Source organism: Delftia sp. PX-1, assembly GCF_055797465.1.
Genome location: NZ_CP184763.1, coordinates 6,018,146 through 6,033,836, shown reverse-complemented (window position 1 = coordinate 6,033,836; position 15,691 = coordinate 6,018,146). Strand labels below are relative to the sequence as shown.

Below are 15,691 nucleotides of genomic sequence, written 5' to 3'. Positions count from 1 at the left end.
GCGGCGACGCTGCTCACTGGTAGTTCAGCGTGAAGGTGGCCCTGCCGTTGGCCTGCCCCGTCGTGACTGCCGCAGCGGTCTGCACGTATTTGGCAGTCAGCGGGATCTTGAACTGGGCAACGCCCTGAACGATGGTTCCCGCACTCCATTGGTTGGTGTTGCCAGGCACGTTGGAGTCGGGGCCGTATGCGAGTGCGGTGCCATCCTTCAGTATCTGTATGCCTATTCCGGTGGCAACCGGTTTGCCGCCTGACGTGGCCTGGCTCAAGGTCAGGACGGTGCTCCGATTGCTGGTGTCGTTGGCATCGGTGAGCGTGACGTGGGGGTGCAGAACGCTTGCGGGCGCGCCGCCCTTGCATTCCAGCGTGATGTCGAAGTGCTGGGGGATGGAGGTGGATTGGAGGCCCGTGAATCGCAGGATGGGCACAGCGCCCATGGGTACGGAGATGGCCGAGGCGGCCACCGAGCAGGAGGGACCGACCACCACCCTGGTGCGGCCGGACAGGTTGACGTATCCTGCGGTGCAGCCGGGGCACTGGAATCGCATCTCGACGTTCATCCCGGAGCCCGTTAGCGTGCCAGCGGAAACGTTGCCGGTTTTCACCAGCTCGATCCAGACATCCTGGCGGGATGAAGCATTCCAGAAATAACCCAGCGCGCCCGAATTATTTTCTGATTCGGTGGTAATGGGCACGGTTCTGCCACTGGGAGCGCCGGGGCCGCGCCATGTGGCCCACCAGCGGATTCCAATGCCGGGGATATTGGTGCTGTAGACATTATTGTATCCGGGCGTCTTGCTTCCGGATTGGACATTGGCGGCTACAACGGCTTTTTCAACATCGTACTCGAATGCCGTGTTCAGCACTGCTCGCAGATTAAATACGGTTACCGCAGACTTCCATAGCGTCGATCCGTTGGCGTAATTTCCGGGTACTGTTATTTCCTCGGGCAGTGAAATGCTGGAGCTGGTGGGGGAGAATACGCCACCGGCAAAGGCATTGGTGTTCATCGTTGCCGCTGAAAAGGCGATGAGAAATGGAAGGGCGATCAATGCAAGGCGGCGTACTTGCGAAGGAAATGAGGGAATGAAAGAAAAATGCATGATACTGATTCGGTCCATTGCTGAAGTATGATTCTCGAAAATATCACGCAATAGTTTTATCGAACTTTTGAGTGACTAAGGAGGGGGTGGAAATGAAAGCATCGAATCATTCGATGTGTGGCCTCTTAGGTATTTCACACTCTACGCCGAAGGTATGAGTTGATGCAATCAGATTGTTCTGAAAATGGAGCGTGGCTCAGTCAAAAGCCGCCCATGCACGCCATTCGTAAAGAGCAAGGCCCGAGTGTCACGCAGCTCGGGCGTGTGGGTTGTCGCGCAGACAAGCCTGGTTCAGTCCGCTCGCGGCCCCGGCGACTGTCGTGAGCGCGCCAGGCCGCTCAGGTGCTGAGAGGTGCGGTCGGAGAAGCGTCCCTGGCACCTCTGGCGGCTTGCCAGAGCGCATCGGCCAGGGCTGTGATCTCAGGGGCCAGGTGCAGGCGTTCCAGCCAGCGGCCCGCAATGCCGCTGGCGCCGTGGAAGGCTCCGGCCAACTGGCCCGTGATGGCTGCCGTGGTGTCGGCGTCATCGCCCAGGTTGGCGGCCTGCAGCACTGCGCCTGCAAAGCTGTCATGCCTCGCAAAGCACCACAGGGCCGCCTCCAGGCTGTCCACCACGTAGCCGCTGCCGCGAATCTGTGCGGCCGGCTTGTCGCGATAGTCGCCACGGGCAATCTCCCGCAGGCGCGGGCTGGCGCCGTCTTGCAGAACGCCGCCCAGGTCCAGAACCTGCGACCGGGGCAGTCCCTGCAGCGCCCGGCACAGCGCCACGGCGAACAGGCGGCAGGCCTGCAGGCATTCAGGTGCCGCGTGGGTGGTGCGTGAGCTGAGTTCAGCCATGCGCTGCACCAGGTCCTCGTCGGGGCCGAAGAACATGGGCACGGGCGCCAGCCGCATCAGGGAGCCGTTGCCGGCCTGGTCCGGGTCGGGCGATCCGGCCAGCGGATCGCCGGTGGCCAGGAAGCGCTGGATGGCCGCCCTGGTGGCCATGCCGATATCAAAGCAGTTGCCGGTGGAACTCCAGTACCCCCATTCGTACCAGTTGGCATAGCGCGTCATCTGGTCGTGCGGGTCGCAGCCGCCGCGCTGGAGCAGGCTTTCGGCCAGGCACAGGGCCATGGAGGTGTCGTCGGTCCACTTGCCTGCGGGCAGCGAGAAGGGGCCGCCGCCCACCATGTCGGTCAGCGGCGCAAAGCTGCCGCGCGGCTGGAATTCCAGCGTCGTTCCCACGGCATCGCCACAGGCCAGGCCCAGCAGGGCACCACGGTATCGGTCCAGCGTGTCCATGGCCATGCCTGTGCTCTTGATCATGGTTGGTCAGGGAGCAATGCTGCGCAGCCGCGCACGCACCTGCATGAGGGCAAAGCCCAGCAGGTTCAGGCCCTGCCAGCGCGCGGGGTCGGTGGCGCGCACATCGTCGGCAGCCAGGCCGATGCCCCAGATGGCGTCCACGGGGCTGGCCTCCACCAGCACGCGGTCGCCCGTGTTCAGCAGATAGCTGGCCAGGGCCGGGTTCTGGGAGAACTTGGCCTGGTTGGCGCGCACCACGATGCCCACGCGCGCGGCCACCCAGGCCGCTTCATCGAAGCCCTGGATGCCACGCCCCAGCTTCTTGGCCTCGCCCGGCGTGCGGCAGCGCACGATGGCCGCGTGCGCCGCCTCGTCGCCAAACAGCCGTGCCTTGCCCGCCATCATGAAATGCTCGGCCGTGGGGTAGTGCTGGCCATCGACCTCGAAGCCCGCCTCGAACCACTGGCTCATGCAGGTCTTGCCGATGGAGCCATCGGCTGCAGGCTGGTGGCCCCAGAACGTCAGGAAGCGCGGGGTGAGGCCCTGGGCCATGGCGCGCTGGAGGTCTTGCAGGGAGGCGATGTGGTCTGTGGTGGTCATGGGCTGTCTCGTTGCCGTATGTGCCGTTTCAGGAATGCGATGGAGCTTGCTGCAGCCACCACTGGCTGAAGGCCATCAGGTCTGCGTGCTGCGAGTGGGCGTGGACCAGGTCCGGCCCGGTGTTGGGCGTGCCGTTCGGGCCACGGCACACCAGGGCCGCGTGAATGCCCGGGCCAATGTCCCGGAGGTAGGGCAGATAGTCGTCCACGAAAGCGACCGGGCCGAGCCGCTGCAGGGCGTCTGCCTTGGGGCTGCGCAGGCCGGCGGACCGGCCCGTGGCGATCACGCGGTCGATGGGAAAGCCGAGGTCGCGCAGGTTGCCCAGGCGGGCCTGTTCGAAGCGTGCCGCCAGGGCCGTCACGCAGACCAGTTCGTAGCCGGCGCCTTGCAGGTCGTGGCAGGCCTGCAAGGCATTGCCCAGCGCGGGAATGCTGCGCCAGAACGCATCGTCCATGCAGGCCCTGAACTGTTGCAGGCGCTCGCCGTCCAGCGCCTGCACGGCCCAGCGGTCCATGGCCCAGTAGGCATGGGGGTCGGCCTCGGCGGGGCGCTGGCCGAACGCGCGCTCCCAGGCACCGGCATAGGCGCGGTTGTAGTCCAGCAGCACGCCATCGGCGTCAAGGGCAATGATGGGTTTCATCGTGTTCCTCTTCGGCCAGCACGCGCAGGTAGTGCGGTGCCACGCTGTCCGTGAGCCAGACGCCGTTGTCCGAGCGGTAGAACAGGCAGGCATCGGCATGCATGCGCGCCGCATCGATCTCCAGCAGCACCAACCGGCCATAGCGCTGGCCCACGGAGCGGGCCGTGGCCAGGTTGTCGGTCAGGTGCACGTGGTGGCGGTTGCGCCGGTCCAGGCCGGTGCCCAGGATGGAGTCCAGAAAGCGCGTGGCCGTGCCATGGTAGAGGCGCTGCGGCGGCATGCTGGCCTGCAGGCCCAGGTCGATCTGCACGGAATGCCCCTGGCTGGCGCGGATGCGCAGGCCATCGGCGCTGATGGCAAAGCGCTGCTTGGGGCAACTGCGCACCACCTCCATCAGCAGTGCGGGCGAGATGTTGCGGCCGGCCGCCTGGGCGCCGCGCAGCAATGCGTCTATGGAGACCCAGCCCTGGGCGTCCAGTGCGAGTCCGGCGCGGCCGGGGTTGTGGCGCAGGACCAGGCTCATGAATTTGCTGGTCGATGTCAGTGTGTTCTTGTTGTTCATACGGTCCATTTCCATGGATTTTCTTGTTGTGTTGATGATTGTCCGTGCTTCGGGCTTCACACCACCAGACAGCCCTGCCGCTCCGACAGGCCGATGGTGGCCTGCATGCCCGCCGTGAACTGCAGGTAGTCGGCCTCCATGCCGTCCGAGAAGATGACGCCATGGTCGGGCATGCGCGAGCGCAGGGTCAGCGGCTGGCCGGCGGTGACCTGGCCGTAGACCAGCTCGGCCGTGGAAGAGCGGCTGGGAAAGGGCTCGCGCACGGCGAAGTCCAGGCGTGGCGCATCCCAGGTGAAGGGCTGGTAGTCGAAGTCGGTGGACGCGCCGCGCACGGCGCGGGCAATGCCCATCGATCCCGTGACGATGCTCTTGATCCAGGCCGACGAGCCCAGCCCCGTGGCGACGATGAGGCCGGAGGACGACTGGGATTCCTGCCGGTCGCCCAGCGCGATGTCGTACAGGGCGGAGGTGTGGCTGCGCGGGCCGATGAACAGGTCGTTGGCGGCGCGCAGCACCTGGCCGTCGCTCAGGCGTGCTTCGGCCAGGGTGACGGCGCGCGTGGGGCGGCGGTTGGCGGCCACGTCGCCCAGCAGGGCGGCCAGGTCGGCGGGGGCGAAGGGCAGCAGCAGGCCGTCCCAGCGCGCGGGCTCGGGGTTGACGCCGATGAGCGGCTGGCCGTCCAGGTATTTCATGGTGTTGGCCACCATGCCGTCCTGGCCCAGCGCCACCACGATGTCGTCGGCGCCGAAGACGAAGTTGGGCACCAGGGCGCGGTCCACGATCTGGTAGCGGCCGCGCGCCTCCAGCGCCTGCACCACGGCCTGCAGGGCGGCGGCGTAGGCGGCGCTTTCGCGCAGGTAGTCGCCGAAGTCGGCACCCAGGTGCTCGATGTAGAAGCGCGCCTGGGACAGCGTGTGGTACTTGGCCACCAGCTCATCGAGCCGCGTGCGCCGCACTACCAGCACGGTCTTGCGTTCATTGGCGTTCACGGCGGCTCCTTGCGGGTTCGGGATCGGCCACGGCGGCTGCATGGCCTGCACCGGCGCCCATGAGCGACTGCAGCAGCTCGGGCGAGACGTTGAGCTGGCCGATGCGCTCGGCCTTCTCGGCAATGCCGCCAAAGGCCTGGGCGATGAGCTGGCCCGGCTGCATGCCCACGGCGGCCAGCGATTGCACGATGCGCGGGTCGGCCTTTTCCAGGGCCTGCATGACGGCGCCCACGCGGTAGGCCTCGGCCTCGGCCAGGGTGCGGCTGTTGGCGGCCTGGCCTTCGACGAAGTCGCGGCGGCTGGTCTCCAGCGCCACGTCGGCAGACATCTGTTCGGCGCGCAGCTCGTTTTCCTTGCGCATCTGGGCGGCCTTGGCTTCCAGCTGGGCCTCGCGGATCTGGCGCTTTTTCTTTTCCACGGCCACGTCGGTATCGAGCTCGTTCTGGCGGATGGCGCGCTCGTTTTCCACGGCAGCCATGCGGCGGGCATAGACGGCGTCGTCCGCGGCCTTGAGGTTGGACTCGCGCGCCTCGGCCTCCAGGGCGCGGGCGATGTCGGGCGTGGGTTTGACGGCCATGACCGAGACGCCCAGGATCTCCAGCCCCAGCGCCTCGATCTCGGGCTGGGCGGCCAGCTCCTGCTGGGCCGTGCGCGCAATGAGTGCCGAGGAGCGCAGCGCCTGCTTGAGCTCCAGCGCCTGCACGGCCTGCTGGATGATGACCTCGGCCTGCATGGTCACGCGGTCGCCCAGGCGCTGCGGGTCTTCGGACAGGTATTTCTGGCCGTCGCGCGCCAGGGAGAAGTCCATCAGCGTGGCGGTCTGGCGCGGTGTGCTGATGCGGTAGGTGACCTGGCCCTGCACGGTGACGCTCTGGAAGTCGGCCGTCACCAGCTCCAGCATGAAGTGGCAGTCCTGGCTGCCCACGGGCACCGCGACCAGGGTGGTGGTGGGCGCGTAGTAGAAGAAGGACTGGCCCGCACCCTCGCGCACCACCTTGCCGGCGCGGAACTGCATGAGGTGGACCGTGGGTTGGGACTTGATGAAACGGATGCCGAACATGGTGCTTCTCCTTTAAGTTGCTCTGTGCAACTTGTATGGGTTGCATAGTGCAACTTAAAATCCGGCGCGTCAAGCACAATCCATCCCATGGCTGAAAAAAATTCCCCATCCCCGCAGGGCGCGCTGGACTTCCCGCGCCCGTTCACCACGGTGGACGTGGTCATCTTCACGGTGGCCGACGATGCCCTGCAGGTGCTGCTGGTGCAGCGCCCCACGGTGGGCAGCGAGCCGTTTCCGGGGCTGTGGGCGCTGCCCGGCGGCTTTGTGGATGTGCGCCAGGACGCGGACCTGCTGGCCTGCGCGCGGCGCAAGCTGCTGGACAAGACGGGTGTGGACAGCCCCTACCTGGAGCAGCTGGGAAGCTGGGGCGGCGCGGCGCGCGACCCGCGTGGCTGGTCGGCCACGCATGTGTATTTCGCGCTGATCCCGGGGCACGACCTGATCCTGGCCAAGGGCGCGAATGCGGCCGATGTGTCGTGGTTTGCCGTCGATGAACTGCTGCGCGCGCCTGCGCTGGCCTTCGACCACGGCGAGATCCTGCGCGCAGCGGTGGAGCGGCTGCGGGGCAAGGTGGAGTACACCTCGCTGCCGGCCTTTCTGCTGCCCGAGCCTTTCACGCTGCCGCAGCTGCAGCAGGCCTACGAAGTGGTGCTGGGCCGCCCTGTGGACAAGAGCGGTTTTCGCACGCGCATGATGGCAGCCGGCTTTCTGGTGGAGGCCGGCCAGGTGGAGGGCACGTCACGCCGCCCGGCCATGGGCTACCGCCTGGCCGACCGCAGCGCGCCCGTGGTGTTTCCGCGCACCTTCAGCCCGCGCGGGTGAGGGCGGCCTTCGATCAGGACCAGGATCAGGCGCCCAGCAGGCTGCAAAAGCGCTGCATGTCCACATTGCCGCCGCTGAGGATGATGCCCACGCGCCGGCCGCGCAGCTCCTCGCCTTTCTGGCGCGCGGCGGCCAGGCCCAGGCAGCCGGTGGGCTCGACCACGAGCTTCATGCGCGTGGCCAGGAAGCCCATGGCGTCGACCAGCTCGGCATCGCTGGCGGTGAGGATGTCGGTCACGTCGCGCTGGATGATGGGGAAGGTGATGCCGCCCAGGTGCTGGGTCTGGGCGCCGTCGGCAATGGTCTTGGGGGTGTCTATGTGGACGATGCGGCCTGCGCGCAGCGACTGCTGGCCGTCGTTGCCGGCCTCGGGCTCCACGCCGTAGAGCGCGCACTCGGGGCTGAGCGCACGCGTGGACAGGGCGGTGCCCGACAGCAGGCCACCGCCGCCCAGCGGCACGAAGAGGGCGTCCAGCGGGCCGGTTTCCTCCAACAGTTCCTTGGCGGCCGTGCCCTGGCCGGCCAGCACGTCTGCATGGTCGTAGGGCGGGATCAGGGTCAGGCCGTGGCGCTCGGCCAGGTCGCGGCCGATCTGCTCGCGGTCTTCGGTATAGCGGTCGTAGACCACCACCTGGCCGCCATAGCCCTTGGTGGCCGCCACCTTGGCGGCGGGCGCGTCATGCGGCATGACGATGGTGGCGGGAATCTCCAGCAGCCTGGCAGCCAGTGCAATGGCCTGGGCGTGGTTGCCCGAGGAAAACGCCACCACGCCGGCCTTGCGCTGCGCGGCGCTGAAGCGAGACAGGGCGTTGAACGCGCCGCGGAACTTGAAGGCGCCCATGCGCTGCAGGTTCTCGCACTTCAGGAAGACGCGGGCGCCCAGCGCCTCGTCCAGCGTGCGCGAGGTGAGCACGGGCGTGCGGTGGGCATGGCCCTGGATGCGTTGGGCCGCTGCGGCCACGTCGTCATAGGTGGGAAGGCTTGTCATCGGTACGGGAGAGAAGGAGTTGCAGATCGGCGGGGTGCCGGGACCTACTTGGCGTAGCTGTAGACCGTGGCGCGCGACACGCCCAGGTGGGCGGCAATGGTCTCCATGGAGCGGCGAAGGTCCAGCAGGCCGTCGCCCTTGAGTTCACGGACCAGGGCGCGCCGCTCCTCGGGCTTGAGGGCGCGCGGCGTGGTCGCCAGGCGGGCCGCGAACTGGTCGATGCGGGCACGCACCGTGTCGGCGCCTGCGCCGGCGCCCGTGGGGTCCAGCATTTCGCGCGCGGGGGTGTCGCCGCTGACGGCGGCAAAGCGGTTGAGCATGCCCTGGAAGCCCTGGAACATCGTCAGGTCCACATTCATGCACAGGGCGGCGATGTAGCGGCCCTCGGAGTCGCGGATGCCGATGGACGTGCTCTTGGCCTGGCGGCCATCGGCGAACTGGTTGGGGTAGTTGGCGATGACCTGCTCGTAGCCGGGGTCCTGGATGCGGGCCAGGCCCAGCTCGGTCGCGCCCTGGCCGACCTCGCGGCCCGAGAGATTGTTGTGGATGGCCAGCACCGCATGGGACGGGTCGAGCAGGTCATGCACCACCACCTCGCAGAACGGGGCAAGGGTCTGGCCCAGGCCTTCGGCGATCTTGGCCACCTGTTCCAGCAGTTGGCGCTGCTCGGGAGTGCGTTGTGTCATATTGGACATTTTGTTTTGAATTGGACAAAATGTCAAAACCCAGGCGACCTGCCTTCTTGTCCGTTTCTTGTGCTCCCTGCCATGTTCGACACCCTTGTTCACCTGCTGCAATCCCAGGACGCGCGCTTTCGCGTGATCGAGCACCCTGCCGAGGGCCGCTCCGACCTCGTCGCCGAAATCCGGGGCACGGCACCCGGCCAGGGTGCCAAGGCCATGCTCTGCAAGAGCCGCGATGCGTCCGGTGCGGGCGATCCCCAGCTGTTCCTGGCCGTGCTGCCCGGCGACCGCAAGCTGGACTTCAAGCGCCTGGCCCAGGCCGTGGGTGTGCGCAAGGCCACGCTGGCCTCGCCAGAGGAGGCCCAGGCCGCCACCGGCTGCGTGATGGGATCGGTGCCGCCGTTCTCCTTCAACCCGCAGGTGCGCCTGGTGGTGGACCCGGCACTGGTGGAGCGCTTTGCCGAGATCGCCTTCAATGCGGGCCGGCTGGACCGCTCCATCGTGCTGGACTCGGCCGACTATGTGCGCATTGCCCGGCCCGCGCTGCACAGCCTGAGCGGGGATGGCGCCGATTGACCCGGGGGCCGGGCGGTGCCCACAATCGCAGCAACGCCCGCACATCCTCTCCTGACCATGACCACCCCTGCCAGGCAGTTCCCCGACCGGCCCGATGCGGCCGGCTTTGTGCGTGCGGCGCTGGCTGCCGCACTGGCCCAGGTGCAGTCGCATATGGATGCCGTGGATGCCGTGGACGCCGGCAGCGGCGAGGCCGAACGCATCCACCAGCTGCGCGTGGCCCTGCGGCGCCTGCGCACCCTGCTGCGCGAATGCGCAGGGCTGGCGCCCGGCATGCGCGCCGAATGGGATGCCCCGCTGGCCCTGGCCTTTGCGCGCCTGGGCACGCTGCGCGATGCCGGCACCCTGGCCGACGTGGTGCGGCCGCTGCTGCAGGACGCCGATGCGCCCTTGTGCGATTGGGCCGTGCCGGATGCCGGGCAGGCCGACGCGGACGCGGCCGCTGCGGTGCGCGAGCCGCAGTTCCTGCAAACGCTGGCCGAGATCCATGCGCTGACGCAGGCGCCTGCAGGCAAGCGGCAGCCCGGCCTGGTCAGCCTGTCCGCCGCAGGCACGCGCAAGTACCTGGCACGGCGGCTGGCGCGCCTGCACCGCCAGGTGCTGCGCGACGGCCGGCACTTCGACCGCCTGCCGCTGGCGCAGCAGCACCGCGTGCGCAAGCGGCTCAAGCGCCTGCGCTACCTGGCGGACTTTGCGCGGGAATTCGCGCCCGGAATGTGGCCCGGCAAAAAGGGCCGGCGCTTTGCCGAGGCGCTGGTGCCCGCCCAGGACGCGCTGGGCCTGCACAACGACATGGCCGTGGCGGCCGCGCTTTTTCGTGACGAGGCCGGCACGGATCCGCGCGCCTGGTTTGCCGCCGGCTACCTGCAGGCCCGCCTGGCCACCAGCGCGCGCAGCAGCCGCCGCGCGCTGCGTGCGCTGGCCCGCGTGCCGGGCTTCTGGGCCTAGACCGCATCAGCGATAATCCGCCGCTGGCGCACCGCCGCAGCCCCTGGGCCGTGGCGGTGCGCTGTTGCTGAAGGTGCCCCATGCCGCTTGCCGGCCAGGGGTTCAACGGGAAGCAGGTGCGCGATGCCATCGAGGTGGCCGCTCGCAATGCCTGCGCTGCCCCCGCAACGGTCAGCGGAATACAACTCCCCACGCTGGCGCGCCACCCACCGGTTGCGCGCCGCAAGCCACTGTGTCCTTCTCGGACATGGGAAGGCGGGGATGCCTGCTGCAGCGCGCCCACGATGCGCGCCGCAGCGTTCCGCAAGCCCGGATACCGGCCTTCTGCATTGCTTTCGGACGCCGCGGGAGTGCGCCTGTCCGGTCCGGCCCCAGCCTGCGCTGGCGTGGCCGGCTCCGGCGTGCGCGCCGTGCGGCGTGGTTCAGACGATAGGCCCCACGGGTGACTGGGGCAGTTGGATTCAACGCATGCGCTTCGCTTCTTTGGCCGCCGATTGTTTCGGCCCCTTTCCCCTTCCTCCCTTCCTGCGCCCGGCCACCGCTGCGGCCGTGCTGGCCTGCTGCGCCGCGGCGGCCGGCGCCGCACAGGAACCGGCGGCCGGCAAAGCCGGTGCATCCGCCGACGATGCGCTGGACGCCGTCTTCGTGACCGCCACGGCGCGGCCCGAGGCGCGCAGCCGCATCGCGGGCACCACGCAGACCATCGACCGCGAGGCCATAGAGCGCTCCAGCGCGCGCTCGGTCACCGACCTGCTGGCCGAGAACGCCGTGGGCTTTCTCAGCGAATGGACGGCGGCCCAGACCTCGATGAACCTGCGCGGCGCCTCCACCGACGGCCAGGGGCGCGACTTCCGCAGCCAGGTGCTGGTGCTGGTCAACGGCCGGCGCGCGGGCACGGCCAACCTGTCCAAGCTCAGCCCCTCGGATGTGGAGCGCATCGAGATCGTGCGCGGCCCGTCCTCGGTGATCTACGGCAGCCAGGCCATGGGCGGGGTGGTCAACATCATCATGAAGACGGGGGCTACGGCGCCCGGCACGCGCGCCCAGGTCCAGGCCGGCTCGTGGGACCTGTGGCGCACCGATGCGCAGACGGCCGGCGCCAATGACCGCTTCGACTGGTACTTCGGCGTGAGCGCAGGCGGGCGCGGCGACTACGAGTCGGGCGACGGCGGCACGCGCATGGAGAACACGGGCTGGAAGCGGCGCGGCGCCAGCGGCGCCCTGGGCTGGCAGCTGCACGAGCTGCACCGCGTGGAGCTGCAGCTGCGCACGGACGGCATCTACAACGCGGGCTTTCGCGGATCGGGCGCCAACATCTACAGCCGCGACAACCGCAGCAACCGCTCGCTGGACCTGACCTACGAAGGCGCACTGCCCGGCCAGCGCCTGAGCTGGACGACCCACCTCTACAGCCTGGTCGATACCGATGAATTCAACTGGGCCTCGCCCGTGATCCGCTCGGGCAACAGCGCCGTGCCCGGCACGGCGCGCGACTACAACCACCGCCAGCTGGACGCCACGGGCCTGCGCTTTCAGCCGCGCCTGCGTGTCAGCCAGACCAATGACCTGCTGATGGGCTTCGACTGGGAGCGCAGCAAGCTGCGCTCCGACCGCCTGCGCGTGGCCATGCCGGGCGGCCCGGCGGGCCAGGTTGCGCCCTACGACAACAACCAGACCGAGCAGGTGCATGCGCTGTACTTCGAGGACGCGCAGACCCTGTTCGATGATCGCCTGACCCTGCGCGCCGGCCTGCGCAAGACCTGGGGCACGACACGCTTCGACGATACGCCCAACCTGGCCCTGGCCCAGGCCAGCACGCGCGACTACGACAACCACACCTGGTCGGCCGGCGCCACCTGGAAGGCCACGGACCGGCTCACGCTGCGCGCTGCGGCCTCCACGGGTTTCCGCGCGCCCACGGCCACGGAGCTGGCCTCGGACTTCACGGCCGTCGGCGGTGGCCGTACCTTCGGCAACCCCAACCTCAAGCCCGAGACCAGCCGCCAGATCGAGGTCGGCGCTGCGCTGCAGCAGCCCGGCTGGCGCGTGGATGCGGCCCTGTTCCAGAACACCATCAGCGACCGCATCATCACCGTCTCGCGCGGGGCGACGACCAATACCTCGGACTACGCCAACAACGCGGCCGACATCGTGGCGCGCGGCCTGGAAATGCAGGCCGACATGGACCTGGCGCGGGCGCTGAACCTGACGGGCCACCAGCTCAAGGCCTGGGCTGGCGGCTACTACCACTTCAGCATGCGGGACAAGGGATCGCCAGCGTCGGCCAATACCGACAAGGTGCAGCGCATGTACCGCTACGAGGCCTCGGCCGGCGTGCGCTACGGGCGCGGCAGCGGGCGCCTGCAGGGCGACTGGAGCCTGCAGCTGTCCACGCTGCTGCGCGGTCCCATGTGGTACGACACGGAAGAGGCGCTGCTCATCCCCCAGGGCGAGCCCCGCAGCACCTTCATCCACCGCAAGGGCGCCTTCACCATCTGGAACCTGCGTGCCGACTACCGCGTGTCGCCGGGCGTCAAGCTGTTCGCAGCCGTCAACAACCTGTTCGACCTGAACCGCCACCCCATCTTCATCGCGCTGGACCGTGCGCCCTGCATCGCCAACCCGGCGTACCAGAACGGCGGCTGCGGAACGTCGATGGCGGGCCGCGAACTCATGGTCGGCCTGCAGGCAGAGTTTTGAGGACCATGGCATGAGGCAATCCAGCACCACGCGCCGCCAGTTGCTGCGCCAGGGCGCGGCAGCGGCCCTGGGCTGCGGCCTGCCCGCGGCCTGGGCCGACACCGTCGCTGCAGGCGGTCCGGTGGTGCTGCAGGATGCGCTGGGCCGGCGCGTGGAGATTGCCGCGCCGCCGCAGCGCATCGTCTCCATCTTTGCCTCCAACACCGAGCTGGTGGCCGCGCTGGGCCTGCTGGACCGCGTGGTGGGCGTGGAGGATTTCACGCGCTTTCCACCGGGCGTGGAGCGCATTCCCAAGGTGGGCGGGCGGCTAGGATTCTCCGTGGACGCCGTGGTGGCGCGCCAGCCGGACCTGGTCATCGTCACGCCCGCGCGCCAGGCGGCGCACCAGCTGGTCGATCCCATGGAGCGCATCGGCGTGCCGGTGATGGTGCTGCTCAGCCGCTCGCTGGCCGAGGTGATGGACAACCTGCGCCTGGTGGCCCGCGCCACGGGCGTGCAGGCGCGCGGCCAGGCGCTGGCCCTGGCGCAGGAGGCGCGGCTGCTGCGCGTGGACCGGCAGGTGGCCGGCCAGCCCCGGCCGCGCGCGCTCATGGTCACGGGCCGGCTGGGCAACGGCATGCTGCTGGCGGCACGCCCTGGCACCTATACCGGCGAGGCCATGGTGCGCGCGGGCGCTTCGTTCGCGCTGGACGGCCTGGGCACCGTGCCCCAGGTCTCGCCCGAGGCCGTGCTGGCCGCCGACCCCGACGTGCTGCTGTTCGCTGGCACCCAGGAGGCCATGCAGGACCTGATCGGCCAGCGCGGCTGGCGCGACCTGCGTGCCGTACGCGGCGGCCGGGCCACCACGGTGGCGCGTGCCGAGTTCCTGATTCCCGGGCCGCGCACCTTCGGCGGCGTGGAAAAGCTCTCGCGCTGGCTGCACCCTGCGGCCTGGACCGGGGAGGCCGCATGAATTCCCTTTCACGGACACCCGCATGGCGCCCCTGGTCCGGTGCGGTCCTGCTGCTGCTGGCCAGCCTGCTGATCGCCGCCTGCGCGGGCCACCAGTGGGCCAGCCCGGCCGACCTGCTGGCCGCGCTGGGCGGCGAAGACAGCCTGCGCAGCCGGCTGCTGCTGCAGTGGCGCGTGCCGCGCGTGCTGGCAGCCGCCCTGGTGGGCGCGCTGCTGGGCCTGTCGGGCGCCATCTTCCAGGGCGTGTTCCGCAATCCGCTGGCCGAGCCCTATCTGCTGGGCGCCTCGGGCGGCGCGGCGCTGGGGGCGACTGTCGCCCTGCTGGTTCCCATGCATCTATTGTTCGGCCTGTCCCAGGCCTGGACGCTGCCCGTGCTGGCCTTTGCGGGCGCCTGGGGTTCGACCGTGCTGGTGCTGGCCGTCTCGCGCGTGGCTGGTGCCACCGATGCGGCCGGCATGCTGCTGGCCGGCGTGGCGCTGGCGGCCGTGCTGGGCGCGCTGCGCTCGTTCCTGATGCTGGCGCTGTCCGATGAGACCGTGAGCCTGCAGGTGGTGCTCAGCTGGGTGCTGGGCGGCATACAGACGCCGTCCTGGAGCGGCCTGGGCCTGCTGGCCGGTGCCTCCCTGGCCTGCCTGGCCGGGGCCATGGCGCTGGCGCGCGGGCTGGACCTGCTGGGCCTGGGTGCCGATGCGGCCCAGGGCTTCGGCCTGGACGTGGCGCGCTTCACGCCGCTGGCCGTGCTGGCCGGCTCGCTGGTGGTGGCCGTGGCCGTGGCCTATGGCGGGCTGGTGGCCTTCGTGGGCCTGGCTGCGCCGCACATCGCGCGCTGGATGGCGGGACCGCTGCACCGCGCGGCCCTGCCGGCGTCGGCGCTCACGGGCGCCATCATCGTCACGCTGGCCGATGCGATTGCGCGCAGCGTGCTGCCGCCGGCCGAAATCCCGCTGGGCCTGGTCACGGCCGTGGCCGGCGGGCCCTTCTTCATCGTGCTGCTGGCGCGCAGGCTGAGGTCCGAATGAACGGTGCCATCCCTTCCGTCACACCGCGCCTGCAGGCCCGGTCCCTCACGCTGCGCCACCGTGGCCGCAGCGTGCTGGACGCCGTCTCGCTGCATTTGCCCGCCTGCGGCGCCGTGGCCCTGGTCGGACCCAATGGCGCGGGCAAGTCCAGCCTGCTGTCCCTGCTGGCGGGGCTGCAGGCGCCTGCATCCGGCAGCGTGCTGCTGGACGGGCAAGACATTGCAACCCTGCCCGTGGCCGAGCGCGCACGCCGCGTGGGCTACATGCCCCAGCGCTTTGCGCCGCACTGGGACCTGACGCTGGCCGAGCTCATGCACATGCGGCTGGCGGGCCGGGGTGATGTCGAGGCGGCCATTGCCGGCGCCGGGCTGCAGGATTTCGCGCGCAGGCGCTGGTCCACGCTGTCGGGCGGCGAGCAGGCGCGTGCCCTGCTGGCCACCGTGCTGGCCACCGACCCGCCCGTGCTGCTGGCCGACGAGCCCGGCGCCGCGCTGGACGTGCGCCACCGCCTGGCCCTGGTGCAGGCGCTGGCGCAGCGCGGGCGCGAGCGGCTGGTGCTGGTGGTCATGCATGACCTGGACCTGGCGCTGGCGCACTTCGGGCGCGTCATCGTGCTGGACCAGGGGCGCATTGCGCTCGATGGGGCCCCTGCCGAGCTGCTGCATGTGCCGGGGCTGGATGCCGTGTTCGGCGTGGATTTCGAGCGCATCGACGCACCCCCGCAAACCTTGCTGCGCGCGCGGCTGAAACAGGAGAACTGACCC

Annotated in this window: 16 protein-coding genes and 1 riboswitch; of the genes, 7 read left to right on the top strand and 9 right to left on the bottom strand. The window is 69.4% G+C overall.

Features of this window, described 5'->3' with window-relative positions; genetic code table 11:
* Positions 1 to 13: 13 nt before the first annotated feature.
* From ACN20X_RS27530 to ACN20X_RS27500, 7 genes are all read right to left on the bottom strand, one after another.
* Positions 14 to 1,102, bottom strand: a complete 1,089-nt coding sequence (locus tag ACN20X_RS27530) for a fimbrial protein (protein WP_269751853.1) — start codon at positions 1,100 to 1,102, stop codon at positions 14 to 16.
* 338 nt (positions 1,103 to 1,440) lie between these two features.
* Complete coding sequence (locus tag ACN20X_RS27525; protein ID WP_017406969.1) at positions 1,441 to 2,409, bottom strand: ADP-ribosylglycohydrolase family protein; 969 nt, start codon at positions 2,407 to 2,409, stop codon at positions 1,441 to 1,443.
* A gap of 6 nt (positions 2,410 to 2,415) precedes the next feature.
* Positions 2,416 to 2,988 carry an NADAR domain-containing protein gene (locus tag ACN20X_RS27520; protein ID WP_017406968.1) on the bottom strand — a complete coding sequence of 191 codons (573 nt, stop codon included), beginning with the start codon at positions 2,986 to 2,988 and terminating at the stop codon, positions 2,416 to 2,418.
* 28 nt (positions 2,989 to 3,016) lie between these two features.
* Complete coding sequence (locus ACN20X_RS27515; protein WP_473210088.1) at positions 3,017 to 3,628, bottom strand: HAD family hydrolase; 612 nt, start codon at positions 3,626 to 3,628, stop codon at positions 3,017 to 3,019.
* Entirely contained in the window at positions 3,606 to 4,190 is a 585-nt protein-coding gene (locus tag ACN20X_RS27510) for an RNA 2'-phosphotransferase (protein WP_017406966.1), read from the bottom strand. The genes ACN20X_RS27515 and ACN20X_RS27510 overlap by 23 nt, the downstream gene beginning before the upstream one ends.
* Before the next feature lie 56 nt (positions 4,191 to 4,246).
* A complete protein-coding gene (locus ACN20X_RS27505) occupies positions 4,247 to 5,179 on the bottom strand; it encodes a diacylglycerol kinase catalytic domain-containing protein (RefSeq protein WP_473210087.1) in 933 nt (310 codons plus the stop codon).
* On the bottom strand, positions 5,166 to 6,239 hold the full coding sequence (locus tag ACN20X_RS27500) for an SPFH domain-containing protein (protein ID WP_012207555.1): 1,074 nt from the start codon (positions 6,237 to 6,239) through the stop codon (positions 5,166 to 5,168). The genes ACN20X_RS27505 and ACN20X_RS27500 overlap by 14 nt, the downstream gene beginning before the upstream one ends.
* An 87-nt stretch (positions 6,240 to 6,326) precedes the next feature.
* Here ACN20X_RS27500 and ACN20X_RS27495 point away from each other — a divergent pair, with 87 nt between their 5' ends.
* On the top strand, positions 6,327 to 7,061 hold the full coding sequence (locus ACN20X_RS27495) for an NUDIX hydrolase (RefSeq protein WP_016454413.1): 735 nt from the start codon (positions 6,327 to 6,329) through the stop codon (positions 7,059 to 7,061).
* A gap of 25 nt (positions 7,062 to 7,086) precedes the next feature.
* Here ACN20X_RS27495 and ACN20X_RS27490 read toward each other — a convergent pair whose 3' ends face one another.
* The gene (locus ACN20X_RS27490; RefSeq protein WP_016454412.1) at positions 7,087 to 8,049 is read right to left on the bottom strand and encodes a threo-3-hydroxy-L-aspartate ammonia-lyase; all 963 of its coding nucleotides are present in this window, start codon (positions 8,047 to 8,049) and stop codon (positions 7,087 to 7,089) included.
* 44 nt (positions 8,050 to 8,093) lie between these two features.
* A complete protein-coding gene (locus ACN20X_RS27485; protein WP_016454411.1) occupies positions 8,094 to 8,735 on the bottom strand; it encodes a helix-turn-helix transcriptional regulator in 642 nt (213 codons plus the stop codon).
* Between the two features lie 81 nt (positions 8,736 to 8,816).
* Here ACN20X_RS27485 and ACN20X_RS27480 point away from each other — a divergent pair, with 81 nt between their 5' ends.
* The 6 genes from ACN20X_RS27480 to ACN20X_RS27455 all read left to right on the top strand — a co-directional run bounded on the left by ACN20X_RS27480 (position 8,817) and on the right by ACN20X_RS27455 (position 15,688).
* Positions 8,817 to 9,308: a YbaK/prolyl-tRNA synthetase associated domain-containing protein gene (locus tag ACN20X_RS27480; protein ID WP_016454410.1), complete on the top strand. Its 492-nt coding sequence runs from the start codon at positions 8,817 to 8,819 to the stop codon at positions 9,306 to 9,308.
* Positions 9,309 to 9,365: 57 nt separating this feature from the next.
* Positions 9,366 to 10,256 (top strand): CHAD domain-containing protein, encoded by an 891-nt coding sequence (locus ACN20X_RS27475; RefSeq protein ID WP_016454409.1) that lies wholly within the window; start codon positions 9,366 to 9,368, stop codon positions 10,254 to 10,256.
* 54 nt (positions 10,257 to 10,310) lie between these two features.
* Positions 10,311 to 10,595, top strand: a riboswitch (cobalamin riboswitch).
* Between the two features lie 129 nt (positions 10,596 to 10,724).
* Positions 10,725 to 12,956, top strand: coding sequence for a TonB-dependent receptor (locus ACN20X_RS27470; RefSeq protein WP_016454408.1), 2,232 nt, complete (start codon positions 10,725 to 10,727; stop codon positions 12,954 to 12,956).
* A gap of 10 nt (positions 12,957 to 12,966) precedes the next feature.
* Positions 12,967 to 13,908: an ABC transporter substrate-binding protein gene (locus ACN20X_RS27465; RefSeq protein ID WP_016454407.1), complete on the top strand. Its 942-nt coding sequence runs from the start codon at positions 12,967 to 12,969 to the stop codon at positions 13,906 to 13,908.
* On the top strand, positions 13,905 to 14,927 hold the full coding sequence (locus ACN20X_RS27460) for a FecCD family ABC transporter permease (RefSeq protein WP_473210086.1): 1,023 nt from the start codon (positions 13,905 to 13,907) through the stop codon (positions 14,925 to 14,927). The genes ACN20X_RS27465 and ACN20X_RS27460 overlap by 4 nt, the downstream gene beginning before the upstream one ends.
* Positions 14,924 to 15,688 carry an ABC transporter ATP-binding protein gene (locus ACN20X_RS27455; protein WP_473210085.1) on the top strand — a complete coding sequence of 255 codons (765 nt, stop codon included), beginning with the start codon at positions 14,924 to 14,926 and terminating at the stop codon, positions 15,686 to 15,688. The genes ACN20X_RS27460 and ACN20X_RS27455 overlap by 4 nt, the downstream gene beginning before the upstream one ends.
* The last annotated feature ends 3 nt before the right edge of the window (positions 15,689 to 15,691 follow it).

Coding starts and splice junctions, on each gene's coding strand:
- ACN20X_RS27490 (WP_016454412.1), bottom strand. CDS start 8,049: ATGACAAGCCTTCCCACCTATGACGACGTGGCCGCAGCGGCCCAACGC.
- ACN20X_RS27460 (WP_473210086.1), top strand. CDS start 13,905: ATGAATTCCCTTTCACGGACACCCGCATGGCGCCCCTGGTCCGGTGCG.
- ACN20X_RS27480 (WP_016454410.1), top strand. CDS start 8,817: ATGTTCGACACCCTTGTTCACCTGCTGCAATCCCAGGACGCGCGCTTT.
- ACN20X_RS27520 (WP_017406968.1), bottom strand. CDS start 2,988: ATGACCACCACAGACCACATCGCCTCCCTGCAAGACCTCCAGCGCGCC.
- ACN20X_RS27510 (WP_017406966.1), bottom strand. CDS start 4,190: ATGAACAACAAGAACACACTGACATCGACCAGCAAATTCATGAGCCTG.
- ACN20X_RS27500 (WP_012207555.1), bottom strand. CDS start 6,239: ATGTTCGGCATCCGTTTCATCAAGTCCCAACCCACGGTCCACCTCATG.
- ACN20X_RS27495 (WP_016454413.1), top strand. CDS start 6,327: ATGGCTGAAAAAAATTCCCCATCCCCGCAGGGCGCGCTGGACTTCCCG.
- ACN20X_RS27485 (WP_016454411.1), bottom strand. CDS start 8,735: ATGACACAACGCACTCCCGAGCAGCGCCAACTGCTGGAACAGGTGGCC.
- ACN20X_RS27475 (WP_016454409.1), top strand. CDS start 9,366: ATGACCACCCCTGCCAGGCAGTTCCCCGACCGGCCCGATGCGGCCGGC.
- ACN20X_RS27515 (WP_473210088.1), bottom strand. CDS start 3,628: ATGAAACCCATCATTGCCCTTGACGCCGATGGCGTGCTGCTGGACTAC.
- ACN20X_RS27455 (WP_473210085.1), top strand. CDS start 14,924: ATGAACGGTGCCATCCCTTCCGTCACACCGCGCCTGCAGGCCCGGTCC.
- ACN20X_RS27530 (WP_269751853.1), bottom strand. CDS start 1,102: ATGCATTTTTCTTTCATTCCCTCATTTCCTTCGCAAGTACGCCGCCTT.
- ACN20X_RS27465 (WP_016454407.1), top strand. CDS start 12,967: ATGAGGCAATCCAGCACCACGCGCCGCCAGTTGCTGCGCCAGGGCGCG.
- ACN20X_RS27470 (WP_016454408.1), top strand. CDS start 10,725: ATGCGCTTCGCTTCTTTGGCCGCCGATTGTTTCGGCCCCTTTCCCCTT.
- ACN20X_RS27525 (WP_017406969.1), bottom strand. CDS start 2,409: ATGATCAAGAGCACAGGCATGGCCATGGACACGCTGGACCGATACCGT.